This window comes from Streptomyces sp. NPDC047453 (genome assembly GCF_040643155.1).
GTDB lineage: Bacteria > Actinomycetota > Actinomycetes > Streptomycetales > Streptomycetaceae > Streptomyces.
In genome coordinates, this window is record NZ_JBEYTS010000062.1 from 22,888 (window position 1) to 40,069 (window position 17,182).

At 71.8% G+C, this 17,182-nt stretch carries 11 protein-coding genes; 8 read left to right on the plus strand and 3 right to left on the minus strand.

Annotated elements, in window-relative coordinates; all coding sequences use genetic code 11:
- The first annotated feature begins 16 nt into the window (after positions 1–16).
- The 6 genes from ABZ818_RS33400 (at position 17) to ABZ818_RS33425 (ending at position 10,448) form a co-directional block, all read left to right on the plus strand.
- Positions 17–2,758 carry an aminotransferase class I/II-fold pyridoxal phosphate-dependent enzyme gene (locus ABZ818_RS33400; protein ID WP_361423056.1) on the plus strand — a complete coding sequence of 914 codons (2,742 nt, stop codon included), beginning with the start codon at positions 17–19 and terminating at the stop codon, positions 2,756–2,758.
- Positions 2,759–2,775: 17 nt separating this feature from the next.
- The gene (locus ABZ818_RS33405; protein WP_361423059.1) at positions 2,776–3,402 is read left to right on the plus strand and encodes a HutD family protein; all 627 of its coding nucleotides are present in this window, start codon (positions 2,776–2,778) and stop codon (positions 3,400–3,402) included.
- Positions 3,403–3,547: 145 nt separating this feature from the next.
- Complete coding sequence (locus ABZ818_RS33410; protein ID WP_361423062.1) at positions 3,548–7,597, plus strand: Pls/PosA family non-ribosomal peptide synthetase; 4,050 nt, start codon at positions 3,548–3,550, stop codon at positions 7,595–7,597.
- A gap of 2 nt (positions 7,598–7,599) precedes the next feature.
- Positions 7,600–8,292: a BPL-N domain-containing protein gene (locus ABZ818_RS33415; protein WP_361423065.1), complete on the plus strand. Its 693-nt coding sequence runs from the start codon at positions 7,600–7,602 to the stop codon at positions 8,290–8,292.
- An 89-nt stretch (positions 8,293–8,381) separates the two neighbouring features.
- Positions 8,382–9,059 (plus strand): response regulator transcription factor, encoded by a 678-nt coding sequence (locus ABZ818_RS33420; protein WP_361423068.1) that lies wholly within the window; start codon positions 8,382–8,384, stop codon positions 9,057–9,059.
- 3 nt (positions 9,060–9,062) lie between these two features.
- Entirely contained in the window at positions 9,063–10,448 is a 1,386-nt protein-coding gene (locus tag ABZ818_RS33425; RefSeq protein WP_361423071.1) for an ATP-binding protein, read from the plus strand.
- Between the two features lie 40 nt (positions 10,449–10,488).
- On the opposite strand, the gene ABZ818_RS33430 is transcribed toward ABZ818_RS33425, so the two are convergent.
- Positions 10,489–10,908: a hypothetical protein gene (locus tag ABZ818_RS33430; protein WP_361423074.1), complete on the minus strand. Its 420-nt coding sequence runs from the start codon at positions 10,906–10,908 to the stop codon at positions 10,489–10,491.
- A gap of 308 nt (positions 10,909–11,216) precedes the next feature.
- Entirely contained in the window at positions 11,217–12,026 is an 810-nt protein-coding gene (locus ABZ818_RS33435; protein WP_361423077.1) for a M15 family metallopeptidase, read from the minus strand.
- A 176-nt stretch (positions 12,027–12,202) separates the two neighbouring features.
- On the opposite strand from ABZ818_RS33435, the gene ABZ818_RS33440 reads away from it, so the two are divergent.
- Together ABZ818_RS33440 and ABZ818_RS33445 are read left to right on the plus strand one after the other, a co-directional pair.
- Positions 12,203–13,147, plus strand: a complete 945-nt coding sequence (locus ABZ818_RS33440) for an ATP-binding cassette domain-containing protein (RefSeq protein ID WP_361423080.1) — start codon at positions 12,203–12,205, stop codon at positions 13,145–13,147.
- Positions 13,144–13,905, plus strand: a complete 762-nt coding sequence (locus tag ABZ818_RS33445) for an ABC transporter permease (RefSeq protein WP_361423083.1) — start codon at positions 13,144–13,146, stop codon at positions 13,903–13,905. The genes ABZ818_RS33440 and ABZ818_RS33445 overlap by 4 nt, the downstream gene beginning before the upstream one ends.
- Here ABZ818_RS33445 and ABZ818_RS33450 read toward each other — a convergent pair.
- Positions 13,889–17,032 carry a BTAD domain-containing putative transcriptional regulator gene (locus tag ABZ818_RS33450; protein WP_361423086.1) on the minus strand — a complete coding sequence of 1,048 codons (3,144 nt, stop codon included), beginning with the start codon at positions 17,030–17,032 and terminating at the stop codon, positions 13,889–13,891. The two genes, ABZ818_RS33445 and ABZ818_RS33450, sit on opposite strands and share 17 nt — an antisense overlap.
- Between the last annotated feature and the right edge of the window lie 150 nt (positions 17,033–17,182).

Here is a 17,182-nt window from a genome sequence, read left to right on the forward strand (position 1 = left end):
TATGAAGGGAACAGAGATGGGTGACTCCGCCACCGAGGCGGCAACCCGGTCCACCGATTTGCTGACCACAGGTGTCTACAACAGCGTCCGGCAGCTGCGCGCCGACGCCTGGAGCGCGCTGGCGGCACTGACGCGTCGACTGAGCCTCGACCCGAGCGCCGGCACCTGTGCGAAGGAGCTGACCGAGCAGTTGGAGGACATGTTCCGGCTGCTGGCACCGATCGAGAACTGCTGGGCCTTTCCGGGCCGGGCGGGCCTCGACGAGCTGCGCCGGCTCCACGAGGCCGGAGACCGGCACCGGCTGGCGGAGCGCGCGGACGACCTGAACCTGGCCCTCGGCACGGACACCTATCGAAACGCCGCGCAGGCGCCGGCGCACCCCGAGGACCCGGCCGCCGAGGAGCCGCCCGCGGTGCACGACCCCGCGGCCAAGCCGTACTTCGAGGTACTCGTCGTCGGAGACCTCGACGAGACGGAGGAGCAGGCGCTGCGGGAGGAACTGCGCCACCTGCGCCGCGACGAGGACGAGTTCGTCTACGACCTCGTCGTCGCCCCAAGCTTCGAGGACGCGGTGATCGCGTCGCTGGTGAACTCCAGCCTCCAGGCCGTCGTCATCCGCCACCGGTTCGCCAACCGGTCCCGGCACGACCTGCACGTGGTGCGGCGGTTCTTCGAGGGAACCGCCGCCGAGGCCCTCCCGGAGGAGGACCTCTTCGAGCACCGGGCCCAGGCCCTCGGCGCCCGACTGCTGGAACTGCGGCCGGAGCTGGACCTCTACCTGATGACGGAAGGCGCCGTCGAGCGGACCGCCGGCACGCTCGGCCGGGGCTTCGCGCGCGTCTTCCACGCCCGGGAAGGGCTTCTGGAGCTCCACCTGTCGATCCTGCACGGCATCGGCGAGCGCTACACGGCACCGTTCTTCACCGCCATACGGGCGCACAGCCGGCGCCCGACGGGCGTCTTCCACGCCCTGCCCATCTCCCGCGGCACCTCGGTGGTCTCCTCCCACTGGATCCCGGAGATGGCCCGCTTCTACGGGCTCAACATCTTCCTCGCCGAGACCTCCGCCACCTCCGGCGGCCTGGACTCCCTGCTGGAGCCCACGGGACCGCTGCGGGAGGCGCAGGACCTCGCGGCCCGCGCGTTCGGCGCCCGGCAGACGTACTTCGTCACCAACGGCACGTCCACCGCCAACAAGGTCGTCGTGCAGGCCCTGGTCCGGCCGGGCGACGTCGTGCTGGTGGACCGCAACTGCCACAAGTCCCACCACTACGGGCTGATGCTCGCCGGCGCCCACGTCGTCTACCTCGACGCCTATCCGATGGATCAGTACGGCATGTACGGCGCCGTGCCCGTCGAGGAGATCAAGCGGAAGCTGCTCATGCTGCGGCGCGAGGGCCTGCTGGACCGCGTCAAGCTCCTCCTGCTCACCAACTGCACCTTCGATGGGATCGTCTACAACCCCTCCCGTGTGATGGAGGAGTGCCTGGCGCTCAAGCCGGACCTCGCCTTCCTCTGGGACGAGGCCTGGTTCGCGTTCGCCCGCTTCCACCCCGTCTACCGCCGCCGCACCGCCATGGCAGCCGCCCGCGAGCTGACCGACCGCTACCGCGACGCGGACTACGCCGAGCGGTACGCCGAGCACCGGGAGAGCCTCGGCGAGGACCCGGACGACGAGACCCTGCTGGGCACCCGTCTGATGCCGGACCCGGACGCCGTCCGTGTCCGGGTGTACGCCACCCAGTCGACGCACAAGACCCTGACGTCACTGCGCCAGGGCTCGATGATCCACATCTTCGACCAGGACTTCCGGCACAAGGCGGCCGAGACGTTCCACGAGGCGTACATGACGCACACCTCGACGTCGCCGAACTACCAGATCCTCGCCTCGCTCGACCTCGGCCGCAGACAGGCCGAGCTGGAGGGCTTCGAACTGGTGCAGAAGCAGCTGGAGCAGGCGGGCGTCCTGCGGGACGCGATCGACCAGCACCCGGTGCTCAGCCGCTACCTGCACTTCCTCACCACCCCCGAACTCATCCCGAGCCGGTTCCGCTCCTCCGGCACGGACCAGCCGCTGCGCACCGGACTGGCGAAGATGGCGGCCGCCTGGGAGGACGACGAGTTCGTCCTCGACCCGACTCGGGCCACCCTGCACATAGGCCGTACGGGCATCGACGGCGACACCTTCAAGCACGAACAGCTCATGGACCGGTACGGCGTTCAGGTCAACAAGACCACGCTCAACACGCTGCTGTTCATGACCACCATCGGCACCACGCGCAGCGCCGTCGCCTACCTCATCGAGGTCCTCGTCAAGATCGTCGAGGAACTCGAGGAGAGCATCGAGGAGATGAGCCCCCGCGAGCGTGCCCTGCACCAGCGCAGGCGCGCCGCCCTCCAGGCCGGGTCCGCCGCGCTGCCGGACTTCAGCGCGTTCCACACCGCGTTCCGTCCGGGCGCCCACACGCCGGAGGGCGACCTTCGCGAGGCGTTCTTCCTGGCGTACGACGACAGCAAGGTCGAGTACCTGACGGCCGACGAGGTCGCCATGGCCACGGAGAGCGGGCGGGAGGTCGTCTCGGCCACCTTCGTCACGCCGTACCCTCCGGGTTTCCCGGTGCTCGTGCCGGGTCAGGTCGTCAACGAGGCGGTGCTGCGGTACATGGGCGCGCTCGACACGCGTGAGATTCACGGATACCGGCCCGACACGGGGTACCGGGTGTTCACCGAGGCCGCGCTGAAGGACCGGACGGCATGAGGCAAGGAGCGGACGGCATGACGACAGGAGCGGAAACCGTGGCGGAAGGAGCGGGCGGCGCGACGGGCGGACGCGTGCTCCGGGCACAGGACCGGCCGGCGACGCGCTGGAAGAACGGCGGCGGTCTGACCCGGGAGGTCGCCGCCGACGGCTCCGGCGCGGGTCTGGAGGACTTCGTCTGGCGGGTGAGTCTCGCCGACGTCGCTCGCGGCGGTCCGTTCTCCTCCTTCGCGGGCGTGGACAGGATCATCACCGTCGTGGACGGGGCGGGGATGGAGCTGAACGTCGACGGTGCCTCGCACACCATCGCCGACGCGTACGAGCCCTTCTCCTTTCCGGGTGACGCGGTCACCGACTGCCGGCTGCTCTCCGGCCCCATCGTCGATCTCAACGTGATGACGCGGCGCACCTGCGCGACGGCGCACGTCCGCATGGCCCGTGAGGGTTTCTCCGTCGTCCCGCGGACCGGGGTCCTGGTCCTCGTGATCGCCTTGGCGGGCACGGTGGCCGTCGAGGAGTCCGGTGTCACCCTCGACCGGTTCGACGCGGTCCTGTTCCCGGACCTCGACGCCGGCACCCTTCGAGTCGACGGGGTGGCGGCGGTCGTCACCGTCACCACCACTTTCGGCTCGCCCGGGACATGACCGGGGCGGCACGCGGGGCCGGCCCCGGCCGGCTTCTCAGTGTCTTCTCAGCGGGCGTCACCGAGGCTGGAGGTGTCCTGGGGACGAGCGGGTCCTTTTCGACACCGGGCAAGCGAGTCCTTCTCGCATCGAAGAGGGGGAGCCCATGGTTTCCCGCACCGCAGCCCCACCCGTCTCTCCTCGCCGGGGCCGTGCGGCCCCGGCGACCGGGGGCACCGGTGACCGGCTGAACCGCTTCTTCGACGACGCCTGCGACCGCACTCCGTCAGCCCCGGCCCTCGCATGCGGATCGCGGCTCCTGACCTACGCCGATCTCGACGCGCGGGCCAATCGGGTGGCCCGGCATCTGCACCGTGCCGGCATCGGTCCGGGCAGTCGCGCGGCCCTGCTGCTGCCCCGGTCCGTGGACATGTACGCGTGCCTGCTGGGCGTGTGCAAGGCGGGCGCGGCCTTCGTGCCGATCGACCCGGCCGCGCCGCCGGACCGGGTCGCCTTCATCCTGGGCGACGCGGGCGCGGCCGTGGTGCTGACCACGTCGGCGCTCGCGTCCGGCGCCGCCTGGGCGGAGCGGTGCCGGACGTGCGCGGTGATCGAGGTCGACACATGTGCCGCGGATCTTGCCGCCCTGCCGCCCGAACGGCCCGCCGTCGCGGCCGGGGGCGCGGACGATCCGCTGGCATACGTGATGTACACCTCGGGGTCCAGCGGCAGGCCGAAGGGCGTGGAGATCGCGCAGTCGAGCATCTGCAACTTTCTGCGCGTGGTGGCACCGGTCTACGGCATCCGGTCGCACGATCGCGTGTACCAGGGCATGACCCTCTCGTTCGACTTCTCCATCGAGGAGATCTGGCCCACCTGGGCGGCCGGCGCCACACTCGTCGCCGGACCGGTCGGCCCCGGACAGTTGGGCGACGATCTCGCCGACTTCCTTCAGGAGCACCAGGTCACCGCTCTGTACTGCGTCCCGACACTGCTGGCGACGATGTCCCGTGACCTCCCGCGGCTCCGCGAGGTCGTCGTCGGCGGCGAGGCGTGCCCCGCTTCACTCGTCGAGCGGTGGAGCAGGCCGGGACGGCGCATCCTCAACACCTACGGGCCGACCGAGGCAACCGTCACCGCCACCTGGCAGGAACTCCGGCCGGGGCGTCCGGTGACCATCGGCCGCCCGCTGCCGACCTGCTCGGCCGTCCTCCTGGACGAGCGGCTGCGGCCCGTGCCGCACGGCGCCGTCGGTGAGATCTGCCTGGGCGGTCCGGGCCTCGCACGCGGCTACACGGGACGGCCCGACCTGACCGCGGAGCGCTTCGTCGAGCACCCCTTGGCGCCCGGCTCGGGCCGCCTGTACCGCACCGGAGACCTCGGCAGGATGACCGACGACGGGGAGATCGAATACCTCGGCCGGGCCGACGCCGAGGTGAAGATCCGCGGCTACCGGGTGTCCCTGGAGGAGATCGACAACGTGCTGCTGGAGGACCCCGGCGTGGCCCAGGCGGCCACCACCCCCGTGTCGCCGCGCGACGGACTTGACGGTGACCGTGTACTCGCCGCCTACGTCGTGCCCGCCGGGGACGGCGCGGTCCCCGACGACGATCTCGCCGCCCGGCTGCACCGGCGCCTGCGCCGGTCGCTGCCCGCCTACATGGTGCCCGCGACGCTGGACTTCCTCGATCGGCTGCCCGTCATGCCCAGCGGCAAGACGGACCGTACGAAACTGCCCGCACCCACCGGCCGCCGCCTCGCCGGCACCGGCCCTGTGGCGCCGGTCCGCGACCGGCTCGAGGCCAGGGTGCGCGACGCCTGGGCACGGACGCTCGGCATGGACCCCGGCGAACTCTCCGCGGAGGCCGACTTCTTCACCGACCTCGGCGGTCACTCGCTGCTCGCCGCCCGCGCGGTGTCGCTGCTGCGCGACCCGGAGGGCGGACCCGGCCCCACCCTGCGTGACCTGTACGAGAACCCGACCGTGACCAGCTTCGCGGCACGGCTGCGCTCCACGGCCGACGCCTCCCGCGCGCCGCGGCAGCCCCGCCCCGCCCCCCTGCGGCACGGCCGCGCCCGCATCGCGCGGGCCGGACTCCTCCAGGCAACGGCCTTCTACGCACTGCTCTTCCTGCTCACCGGTCCGGTGGCCGCGTCCTTCGTGCTGACTCACGGACAGGTGTCGGGCAGCGCGGCCGTCGGGCCGGCCGTCTCGGTACTGGCCGGCTGGTTCGCCGTACGCTGGCTGGTTCCCGTCCTTCTCGCGCGGCCGCTGGCGGCGGGCATCCGGCCGGGCCGGTACCCCCTCTGGGGGGCGACGTACCTGCGGCTGTGGCTGTTGGACGTGCTGCTGCTGGGGATCAGCCCGCTGCGGATGCTCAGCGGATCCCCGCTCATGGGCCCGTACCTGCGGCTCCTCGGTGCCCGCGTCGGCCCCCGCACCACCATCGCCACCGGCTTCGTCGGCCTGCCCACGCTGCTGGGCGTCGACCGGGACGCCACGATCGGCTACGGTGCCACGCTGCGCCCCTGGCACGTTGCCGACGGATGGGTCACCATCGCCCCGATCACCGTCGGCGAGAGGGCATACGTCGGCGCCAACGCGGTCCTCGAACCAGGCGCCTACCTGGGCCCCGGGTCCGCGCTCGGTGAGCAGTCCGTGTCGGGCCCGGGCAAGGCCGTCCCGGCCGGAGCGCGCCGCGCCGGATCGCCCGCACGCCCGGTCGAGGCACTCGCCCCGCTCGTCGAGACGATGCTGCGCGACCGGACCGAGGCGGATCGCTGGCGGCCCCGCCAACTGGCCGCCGTCGTGCTCGGTCTGGTCCTGCTGGAGTCCATCGTGGTCGCCGCGGCCGTGCCGAGTGCCGCCCTGTTCTGGTGGGCCTGGTCGAGCGGTGGCACGCTCGCCGGTCTCGCCGCGATCGTGCTGTCCGGCCCGGTCTTCGTGGCCACGGTGTGCCTGGTCGTCGCCGCCGGGAAGCGGGCGGTCCTGCCGAGGACACCCCCCGGAATCCATCCGGCGCACTCGGCGCTGGGCGTGCGCAAGTGGATCGCCGACAAGCTGCTGGAGCAGAGCCTCACCCTCACCAACTCGCTCTACGCCACCCTCTACACCGTCCCGTGGCTGCGGCTGCTCGGCGCCCGTGTCGGCCGGCGCGCCGAGATCTCCACCGCGGCGCACATCGATCCCGACCTGCTCACCCTCGGCGACGGCAGCTTCGTCGCCGACATGGCCGGCGTCGGCGTCGCTACCTTCGCGGCCGGGCGCATGGCCTTCGAACCCACCGACATCGGCGAACGCGCCTTCGTGGGCAACGCGGCGCTCGTCCCGGCCGGGACACGGCTCGGCCCGGGCTCGCTCGTCGGCGTGGGCACGGTGCCGCCCCCGGAGCGCGTGCCCGCCGGCACCACCTGGCTGGGTTCACCGGCCCTGCGGCTGCCGGTGCGCCAGGACAGCGGGTCCTATCCGGAGGAGAAGACGTTCCGGCCCACCCGCAAAGCCGTACTCGGCCGGCTGGCCATCGAGTTCTTCCGCGCCACCCTGCCCATGTCGGTGCTCGCGACCGCGGCCTTCCTGTACCTGCTCGCGCTGTCGGACACCGCCCGCCGCACCGGGCCGTGGGTGCCGCTGCTCGTGTCGCCGCTGTTCGCCGCCGGCGCGGTGCTGGCCGTCATCGGCTGCTGCGTGCTGGCGAAGTGGGTCGTCGCCGGACGATACCGGCCGCGTGTGGAACCCCTGTGGAGCCTGTTCGTGCGCCGTACGGAGTTCGTCACCGGCCTCTTCGAAGCGGCGGCGGTACCCGCGGGCGTGGGCGCCCTGGTGGGGACGCCCTTCCTGCCGCCGGTGCTGCGCGGGCTCGGTGCCCGCATCGGACGGCGCACCTGGATCGGCACCACGTACCTCACCGAGTTCGACCTCGTCGAGGTGGGCGACGACGCCTCGATCGGCATGTTCGTCTCTCTCCAGACCCACCTGTTCGAGGACCGTGTGATGAAGATGTCCACGGTGACCGTCGGTCCCGCCGCGAGCGTCGGTACGCGGACCGTCGTGCTCTACGACACGCAGGTGGGCGCCGGTGTCCGGCTCGGTGCGCTGTCCCTGGTGATGAAGGGCGAGCGTCTGACGCCGGGCACGAGCTGGCACGGGCTCCCCGCCGAAGGAGACGACAGCGCACCCGCGGCTGGCCGGGCCGACGACGTACCCTCGGTGAGGTAGCCATGACACACCTGAGGCATTCCGGGGCCGCCGCCGGGCGCCGCCCCCTCGCTCTCGTCTACCGCGGCCCGGCCTCGTCGCCCGGCTGCCCCGAGGCGGTCGCCGGACTGCTCTCCTGCGGGCCGTGGAACCTGGACGTCCGCTTCACCGGCCCGGACGAGGCGCTTCCGCTCTCGGCCGAGCTCCTCTCCCAGGCCCTGCTGTACGCCCAGCCCGGTGGCGGCACGCTCGACTCCGCCTACCGGCGACTGCGGCGGCGGCGCCGGGCGATCCGCGACTTCGTCCGCGACGGCGGGCGCTACCTGGGCTTCTGCCTCGGCGGCTACCTCGCCGGGGCCACACCGGGCTTCGGGCTGCTTCCCGGTGACACCGATCAGTACATCTCCTCCCCAGGGGCCACCATCCACGAGGAGAACGACACACTGGTCACGGTGACCTGGCGAGGCCGGCCCCGCACGGTGTTCTTCCAGGACGGCCCCCTCTTCGTCCTCGACGAGAACGCCGACGCCACGGTCCTCGCCACCTACGACAACGGCGCCCCCGCCGCCCTCGTGACCCGCTTCGGCAGCGGGCGTGTCGCGGTCACCGGTCCCCACCCCGAGGCCACGACCGACTGGTACACCGGCCACGGCCTGCCGGTGCACCACACCCTGGACCTGGCCATGGACCTGGTGGAATCGGTGATGGAGAGCTGACCCCACCGCCGTGCCGCACACAATCCCCGGCTCCCTCCCAGGAAACGGCCGCTCCGATCCGGAGCTATCGTTGATTCCGAGAGGCTGCCATGCGGACGCTGATCATCGAGGACGAGCACGCACTCGCCGAGGCGATCGCCGACGGACTTGCCACCGAGGGCTTCGTCTCGGACCTGGCACACGACGGCCCGGACGGGCTGTGGCGCGCCCTCCACGAGCCGTACGACGTCATCGTGCTCGACATCATGCTGCCAGGCCTGTCCGGGTACGAGGTCCTCAAACGCCTGCGGGCGGCCAGAGCCTGGACACCGGTGCTGATGCTCACCGCGAAGGACGGGGAGTACGACGAGGCCGACGCCCTCGACCTCGGCGCCGACGACTACCTGAGCAAGCCCTTCTCCTACGTCGTGCTCGTCGCGCACCTCCGGGCCCTTCTGCGGCGAGGAGCACCCGCACGCCCCGCCGTCCTCACCGCCGGAGACCTCGCACTCGACCCCGCGCGCCGCCGCTGCCGCCGTGGCCACCGCGAGATCGACCTGACCGCACGGGAGTTCACCCTTCTGGAATATCTGCTCAGGCACCCCGACGAGGTGATCAGCAAGACGGACATCCTCACCCACGTGTGGGACGAGCACTTCGACGGCGACACCAACGTCGTCGAGGTCTACGTCGGCTACCTCCGCCGCAAGATCGACGCCCCCTTCGGCCGCCGGACCATCGAGACCGTCCGCGGTGCCGGCTACCGGCTGCGCGGCGGTGCGGGGTGACCGATGACCGCGAGCATCCGGTACTGGTGGGCCCGCCGATCACTGCGGCTGCGCCTGACCGCCGCCGCGGCCGCGGTCATCGCCGCCGGCCTGGTCGGAGCCGCCGTGCTGCTTGTCGTCTGGCTGCACGCCAGCCTGATCAGCGGACTCGACCAGACCGCCCTGCAACGAGCCCAGGTCGTGGCGGCGGACGAGGACACCAACCAGATCACGGCGGAAGTGCTGCCCACCACCGGCCACGGGGGAGTCGCCGTACAGGTGATCGGGGGCAAGGGGAAAGTGCTGGCCAGCTCCGCCAACCTGCGCGGCCGGCCGCCCGCTTTCACCTTCCCGGCGAGCCGGTCCGACACCCCGCACGCCCACACCGTCGACGACATTCCCGTAGGGACGGGCGGGACATGGCGCGCCGTCGGCATCCCCGCGGGCACCGACCGTGACCCGGTGACCGTCTACGTGGCCGTTCCCACCGAGAGCGTCGACCACGGACTGGCCCAGCTCACCGTCGGTCTGGCCACCGGAGTTCCGGCGGTCGTCGCCGCCCTCACCGGAGTCGTGTGGCTGCTCACCGGGCGCGCGCTGCGCCCCGTGGACGGCATGCGCGCCCAGACCACGGAGATCACCGCCTCCGACCTGAGCCGCCGCCTCGACGTGCCGCTCGCCGACGACGCGCTCGGTCGGCTGGCCACGACCCTCAACGACCTGCTGGCCCGTCTGGACACATCGACCGGGCGGCAGCGGCGGTTCGTCGCGGACGCGGCTCACGAACTGCGCAACCCCCTGAGCACCCTGCACACCCGCCTGTCCGTCGCGGCCCACCACCCCGGCCTGGCCGACGGGCAGTCCCTCGCCACCGGACTCCTGCCGCAGACCGAACGGCTCACCCGGCTCGTCGACGACCTGCTCCAGCTCGCGCGGCTCGACGCCCGCCCGCGGCTGCGGGCCCGCCCCGTCGACCTGGATGAGATCGTCTTCACCGAAGTGCGCGAAGCCCGTCGGCGCACCCGGCTCGTCATCGACCAGCACGCCGTCGGCGCGGCACGGGTGGCGGGCGACGAGGACGCCCTGGCCCGTGTCGTACGCAACCTGCTGGACAACGCGCTGCGCCATGCCGGCACCCGGATCGACGTCAGCCTCCGCACACTCGGCGACACCGCACAGCTGACCGTCGCCGACGACGGGCCGGGCATCCCCGAGGCCGACCGTGAGCGCGTCTTCGGGCGCTTCACCCGGCTCGACGACGCCCGGGCCCGGGACACCGGCGGCAGCGGTCTCGGCCTCGCCATCGTCCGCGACACCGTCACGGCCCACCACGGCACCACCCGCATCGAGGACAACCGCCCCGGAGCCCGGCTGGTCGTCCTGCTGCCGACGGCGGGACAGGGCCCGTGAGGAAGGAAGCAAGGCGACAGCCGGACATCTCTGCGGTCCCTCAGGCGGTCGTGGCACGCAGCGAGAGGAACTGGAGCACACCGAAACCGGCGACGGTCATGGCCTGCATGGGGACCCAGACGGCACCCGCGGTCGTCGGCGAGAACCAGGCAAGCATCGCGACGATGCTGAGCACGGCCCACAGCACATTCGCGTCGATGACCGCCTTCACCGCGAGGGCCGACGGCTGCTTCCGCGTGGCGAGGTAGCCGACCCCCGCGGCGTACACCACCAGGAAGACGCCGAGCTCGAACAGCAGACCCGATCCGATGCCGAGCAGGTTGCCGACCGGCTTCGAGTCGATCACGTAGACCAGTCCGTTGACGCCGGTGACGACGGCGTCGAGGGCGAGGAAGCGGCGCAGCATGGTCTGCGGGCGGTCGGTGCGGGAGAGAGTGCCGAGCAGGGTGGTGGCGGACATGCCGATCAGCCTCCGTCAAGGTCGAAAACGCTGGTCAAGGGGGCCGTGGCCGGTGTGGAGCGGGCCGCCCCGGCCCCGGTGACTCCCACCTTGACCGGTTCCGCACGGAAGATCGATTACCGCTGAGGTAATGAGGCAGGCCGGCTGGTAGCAGGACCCGGCGGACGAGACCCTCGTCCGCCACCCTGACGTCTCCGTCCGTCGTCCGATCCGACGGCCTCAGCCACCCGCATCGAACCCGAGCAGCTCGCACGGGCGTTGAGGGCACGGCCGTGGCCGACGGTACGGAAGCGTCGGATTCCGGCGGTTCAGCGCCTCGCCGTGAGGGACTGCCGGCCGACGGGGAAGTCGAAGTAGGTGTCCGGGTAGGGCTCGGGCTTGTAGGTGTAGTGCCACCACTCCTCGGCGAGGTTCACGAACCCCAGGTTCTCCAGCGTGCTCTTCAAGAGCATCCGGTTGGCGCGCTGTTGCCCCTGGATCCTGGGGTCGAGCGTGTGGGCGAGGGTGTCGAAGCAGTCGAAGCCGGTGCCCATGTCCAGGGAGTTGTCCGGGAAGCGTTCGGCCTGGGGCGCGTAGCAGGGCACCAGCGGCTTGTGGGGGACGTAGGGGCGGGTCGGGCCGGCCGGGAGCCTGACGATGGTCAGGTCCATCGTCGAGCCGCGGCTGTGGCCGGACTTCGCGGCGATGTAGCCGTCCTCGAACAGCCGGGTCTTGTCGACCTGAGGGTAGAACTCGCCCTTCATGGCCTGGTCGTCGAGATCCTGGGCCCAGCGGACGAAGTGGTCGACGGCGCGCTGGGGCCGGTAGCAGTCGTAGACCTTGAGGCTGTAGCCCTTGCGCAGCAACTGCTGCTGAGCCGTGTGAAGGGCCTGGGCGGCGGGGCGGGTGAGGATGCAGAGCGGCTGCCGGTAGCCGTCGATGCGCTGCCCGACGAAGTTGTGGGGGGTGAAGTAGCGGATCTCCTGGATGATCGTCGGATCCACGGTGCTCAGCGCGACGAAGTCCTTGGGCGCCCTGGGTTCGGGGGCCGCCCGGGCGGTGGCAGGGGCGGCGGTCACGGTGAGCAGGGCGGCAGCGGCGGCGATCAGACCACGTGCGGCGCGAATCAGACGTGTCATGCCCCCTTCATCTACCAGGGGCGGGGGTCATGGGGGAAGCGATCGCACACGAGGTTCGTCCGGAAGCCGCCCGGAGGATACGCCGTCCGGCGCCGGCGATGCGGTGGAACGCCGTGTCAGTAGTCGTGTCAGGGGCGTGACAGGTGGGTGTCAGGCCCGGCGGGGACGGTGGGGGCATGAACAATTCGGCGATCGCGGTTTCAGGGCTGCGGAAGGCTTATGGCGACAAAGTCGTGCTGGACGGCATCGACTTCGATGTCGCCGCAGGATCGGTGTTTTCCCTGCTCGGCCCGAACGGGGCGGGCAAGACGACGACGGTGAACGTCCTGGCGACGTTGATGAAAGCCGACGCCGGGACGGTGCGCGTCGCCGGGCACGACGTGGTGACCGCGACCAAGGAGGTGCGCGCGGTCATCGGCGTGACCGGTCAGTTCGCCGCGGTGGACGAACTGCTGTCGGGCCGCGAGAACCTTCAGATGATGGCGGACCTGAAGCGGGTGCGCTCCGGTGACCGCGTGGTCGCGGGGCTGCTGGAACGGTTCGATCTGATGGAGTCGGCGAACAGACTGGCGTCGACCTACTCCGGCGGTATGCGCCGGAAGCTGGACCTGGCGATGACGCTGGTCGGCAACCCGCGGATCATCTTCCTGGACGAGCCGACGACGGGTCTCGACCCGCGCAGCCGGCGCACGATGTGGGGGATCGTCCGCGAGTTGGTGACCGACGGCACCACCATCTTCCTCACCACCCAGTACCTCGAGGAAGCCGACCAGCTCGCCGACCGGATCGCGGTGCTCGACCAGGGCCACCTGGTCGCCCAGGGCACCCCCGAGGAGCTCAAGCGCCAGGCCCCCGGCAGCCACGTCCGGCTCCGGTTCACCGACCTCTACGAACTCGGCGCGGCGGCGCGGGTCCTGACCGGCTCCACACGGGACGACCAGGAACTGACCCTGCGCGTTCCCAGCGACGGCGGATCCAGGTCGCTGCGGGCCCTGCTGGACAAGCTCGACGAACACACCATCAACGCAGCGGAGTTCTCGGTGCACACGCCGGACCTCGACGACGTATTCCTCGCCCTGACCGGGCGCACGAGCACGAGCACGGAGGCGATCGCGAAATGAGCAGTGTCTCGACGTCGTTCGGCGACGCGGCGATCATGCTGCGCCGCAACTTCAAGCACACGGCCCGGAATCCGGTCACGGTGTTCCAGGCGGTCCTGTTTCCCATCGTGATGATGCTCATGTTCGTCTACGTATTCGGTGGCGCCTTCAAGGTCGAGGGAAAATACGTCGATTACGCGGTGCCGGGCCTGATGGTGATGGCCATCACCTACGGGTTGGGGCCGACCGCGGCGGCCGTGAACGGCGACATGACGAAGGGCATCATCAACCGGTTCAAAGCCATGGACGTCTCCCACGGCGCCGTGCTGGCCGGTCATGTCGTCTCCACGACGGTGCGCAGTCTGATCGCCGACGCGGCCATCATCGGCGTCGGCTTCGCGATGGGATTCCGTCCCCGTGCGAGCCTCCTCCAGTGGCTCGCCGCGATCGGCATCATGCTGCTGCTCGCCTTCGCGACCAGCTGGCTCACGGTCGCCATGGGCCTGGGCGCGAAGACCGCGGAGTCGGCGGGTCTGGCCACCGTGCCGCTGATCATGCTGCCGTTCCTGAGCAGCGCGTTCGTGCCCGCCGACACGATGGGGACCGGCGTGCGGCAGTTCGCGGAGTACCAGCCCTTCACCCCGATCATCGAGACGCTGCGCGGGCTGCTGGCCGGCAACCCGTCGAGCGGCGACGCGATCGCGGCCCTCGCCTGGTGCGTCGGGCTCGCCCTCCTCGGATACGTGTGGGCGGTCTCCGCGTTCAGGAAGCGAGCGTGACCTCGACCAGCTGAGACCAGCCGGTCCGCGTCCCCTCCCGAGCCGCCTCGGCGAACTTCGCGTCACCGAGGCGGTTCCGCGCGGCCTGCTCGATCCGGGCGGTGTCCGGCTGAGAGCGGTCCTCGAGCCCGCGCACGCCGAGGCTCGCCCCGAGCAGCCGCGCGGCCTGCTCGTGCTCACCGCGACGCAGGGCCAGGTCCGCGACCCCGACGAGCACCTGCGCGAGCAGCGGCGCGTACCCCGCCTCGGCTGCCGCCTTGCAGGCCGCCGCGCGGTGCGCGCGGGCCTCGCCGAGGTCGTCGGCGAGGTAGCCGAGCAGGTCGTGCGTCCCCGCGCGGATGTTCGCCCTCTCCGCTTCGTCGCCCAGCATGGCCGTCGCGACGCCGAGTTGCCCGCGCGCCTCCGCGGCGTCGCCGCCCCACCGGGCGAGTGCCGCCTTCGCGAGGGCCAACTCGGCCAGCGCGTCCGGCCAGGTGACCCGCTCCGCGCACCGCTCGGCCTCGGCGATGGCCGCCGCACCGGCGGCCTCGTCGCCCAGCAGCCAGTACAGCTGCGCCTGCCGCGACCGCATGCGGATGACGTCCTCGACGGCGCCGACCTCGGTGACGACCGCGATCGCCTGCTCGTAGTGCTCGCACGCACCGGCGAACCCGCCGCGCACGGCAGTCCGCTCCGCCAGCTCGGTCAGGGCGAGCGAGATCCCGAACCGCTCGCCGAGCGCCCGGAACTCGGCGAGCGCCGTCTCCAGGTAAGCGTCCGCGTTTCGCGTGTCCTGACCGAGCACGATCCGCATCTTGCCCAGGTGCCACCGGGCCAGTGCACGCACCCAGGGGTCCTCGTCGTCCAGCAGCGGTTCGAACGCGGACAGGGAGGCGTCGGGCGCCCGCAGCAAGCGCTCCAACGCTTCGACGAGCCCCATGTGCGGATGGCGGCGCCCGCCGATCCGGCTGAGCCGGTATGCCTCGTGGATCCACTCCGCCGCCTGGCGCTCGTCGTTGCGCCCGGAGCTCACGAACAGCACGATCAGCGCGTACACCGTGGCCCGCACCTCGTCAGGCACCTCACCGGGCGTCCTGGCGGCCGCTGTGATCAGCTCGATGCCCTCGGTCCTGTGCCCGCCGAGCCACCAGTACCAGCCGGCGCCGGCCGCGAGCCGCATCGCCGCCTGCGCCTCGCCCGCCGCGAGCGCACCGCGCATCGCGGCACCGATGTTGTCGTGCTCGGCCCCGAGCGTGGCGAGCCACTCCAGTTGCTCGGCGCGGCGCAGGTGCGGCTCGGCGGTCTCGGTGAGTTCGGTGAAGTAGGCCAGGTGTGCGTGGCGCGCCCGGTCCGATTCCCCCGCGTCCGCGAGCCGGTGCCCGGCGTACTCCTTGATCGTGCCCAGCATGCGGTAGCGCGGGGCGCTGTCGCCCTCGGTGAGCAGCAGCGACTTCTCGGTCAGCGCGGTGAGCAGATCGAGCACCTGTTCCCGCTCGACCGCGTCGCCCGCGCAGACCCGTTCGGCCGCCTCCAGACTCGCCCCGCCGGCGAACACCGAGAGCCTGCGCAGGACCATTCGCTCGGGCTCGGTGAGCAGCTCCCAGCTCCAGTCGACCACCGCGCGCAGCGTCTTGTGCCGCGGCAACGCGGTGCGGCTGCCGCTGGTCAGCAGGCGGAACCGGTCGTCGAGCCGGTTGGCCAACTGTCCGATGGACATGGTGCGCAACCGGGCCGCGGCCAGTTCGATGGCCAGTGGCATCCCGTCCAGCGCCCGGCAGACACGCACCGCCGTCGCCAGCGTGGGGGCGTCGACCGCGAGATTCCGGCGCACCGCCCCGGCCCGGTCCCGCAGCAGCTGAACGGCGGGCGAGGACTCGATCCGACCCGGGTCCGCGTCCCCCTCCGGCAGGGCCAGCGGCTCGACCAGCCACAGCGCCTCCCCGGTGATGCCGAGCGGTTCCCGGCTCGTCGCCAGGATCCGCAGCCGCCGGCACTCGCCGAGCACCCGGTGGGCGAACACCGCCGCCGACTCGATCACGTGCTCGCAGTTGTCCAGGATCAGCAGCGCCTCCCGCTCGCGGACCGCGGCGATGAGCCGGTCCGTCAGCTCCGCGTTCGGGGCCCCGCCGAGCAGGGCGTCCCGCAGGCCGAGCCCGGCGAGCGCCGACTGCGCCACGTCGCCGTCCGCCCCGATGGCGGCCAGCTCCACCAGCCAGGCCCCGTCCGGCAGGTCGCCGAGCAGCGTGCGCGCGGTCTCCGTGGCCAGCCTCGTCTTCCCCGAGCCACCTGGTCCGATCACGGTGGTGAGCCGGTGCCCGGCTATCAGCTCACGCACCGCCGCGACATCGGCGCCCCGCCCGACGAAGGTGGTCAGCTCGGCGCGCAGGTTGGTCTTGCCGCTCCGCTCTCTCTGCCCCAACTCGCCCCGCAACAGCGCGACATGCAACGCGGACAGCTCCGGCGAGGGGTCGACGCCCAGCGTGTCGGCCAAGGCCTCCCTCGCGCGCTGGTACACCAGCAGCGCCTCGCTGTCGCGACCGGCCGCGACGAGGGCGCGCATCAGCGCGGCGACGAGCCGTTCCCGCACCGGGTGCGCGGCCACCAGGTCGGTCAGCTCCGTGACCATCTCCGCACCGCGCCCGAGGGTGACCTCCGCGTCGACCCGCTCCTCGGTGGCGGTCAGGCGCAACCCCTCCAGCCGTACGACCGCGGCGTCGAACGCGGCGCTGTCCTGAAGACCGACATCTTGCAGGGCCGCACCGCGCCACAGCTCGAGGGCCTCGCGCAGCGGCCGCACCCGCCGGGAGGCGTCCTCGGTACGTGCCTGGCCCGTGCCGACGAGGCGTTCGAACCGTACGGCGTCGACGGCGTCGGGCACCACCGTCAACCGGTAGCCGTCCGTCAGCCCCTCGACCACGCCGTCCGGCAGCACCTTCCGCAGCCGGGAAACCAAGCGCTGCAGGGCGTTCGTCGCATCGGCGGGCGGGTGCTCACCCCAGATCCAGTCGATCAGCGACGCCTTCGGGACCACGTGACCCGGCTTGAGCGCGAGGGCGACCAGCAGTCCGCGCAACCGCGCACCCGGCACGTCGACCAAGAGGCCGTCGTCCGCGCGAACCTCCAATGGCCCCAGCATCCCGATCTGCACCCGCTGATTTTGCCATGGGCGTTCGGCGGGTATCTCCGGGCTGGCAACGCCTCACGGCACTAGGGCGTGTGCCGAGTTGAGATCACGGGTTTGGCTGTTTCGCTGTCCCGGCCGGGCCGGGACGGTAGACAGGCGGGATGACCCGGGGTG

Excerpts from the sequence above, each read along its gene's own strand:
- ABZ818_RS33400 (WP_361423056.1), top strand. The coding sequence starts at position 17 with ATGGGTGACTCCGCCACCGAGGCGGCAACCCGGTCCACCGATTTGCTG.
- ABZ818_RS33405 (WP_361423059.1), top strand. The coding sequence starts at position 2,776 with ATGACGACAGGAGCGGAAACCGTGGCGGAAGGAGCGGGCGGCGCGACG.
- ABZ818_RS33410 (WP_361423062.1), top strand. The coding sequence starts at position 3,548 with ATGGTTTCCCGCACCGCAGCCCCACCCGTCTCTCCTCGCCGGGGCCGT.
- ABZ818_RS33415 (WP_361423065.1), top strand. The coding sequence starts at position 7,600 with ATGACACACCTGAGGCATTCCGGGGCCGCCGCCGGGCGCCGCCCCCTC.
- ABZ818_RS33420 (WP_361423068.1), top strand. The coding sequence starts at position 8,382 with ATGCGGACGCTGATCATCGAGGACGAGCACGCACTCGCCGAGGCGATC.
- ABZ818_RS33425 (WP_361423071.1), top strand. The coding sequence starts at position 9,063 with ATGACCGCGAGCATCCGGTACTGGTGGGCCCGCCGATCACTGCGGCTG.
- ABZ818_RS33430 (WP_361423074.1), bottom strand. The coding sequence starts at position 10,908 with ATGTCCGCCACCACCCTGCTCGGCACTCTCTCCCGCACCGACCGCCCG.
- ABZ818_RS33435 (WP_361423077.1), bottom strand. The coding sequence starts at position 12,026 with ATGACACGTCTGATTCGCGCCGCACGTGGTCTGATCGCCGCCGCTGCC.
- ABZ818_RS33440 (WP_361423080.1), top strand. The coding sequence starts at position 12,203 with ATGAACAATTCGGCGATCGCGGTTTCAGGGCTGCGGAAGGCTTATGGC.
- ABZ818_RS33445 (WP_361423083.1), top strand. The coding sequence starts at position 13,144 with ATGAGCAGTGTCTCGACGTCGTTCGGCGACGCGGCGATCATGCTGCGC.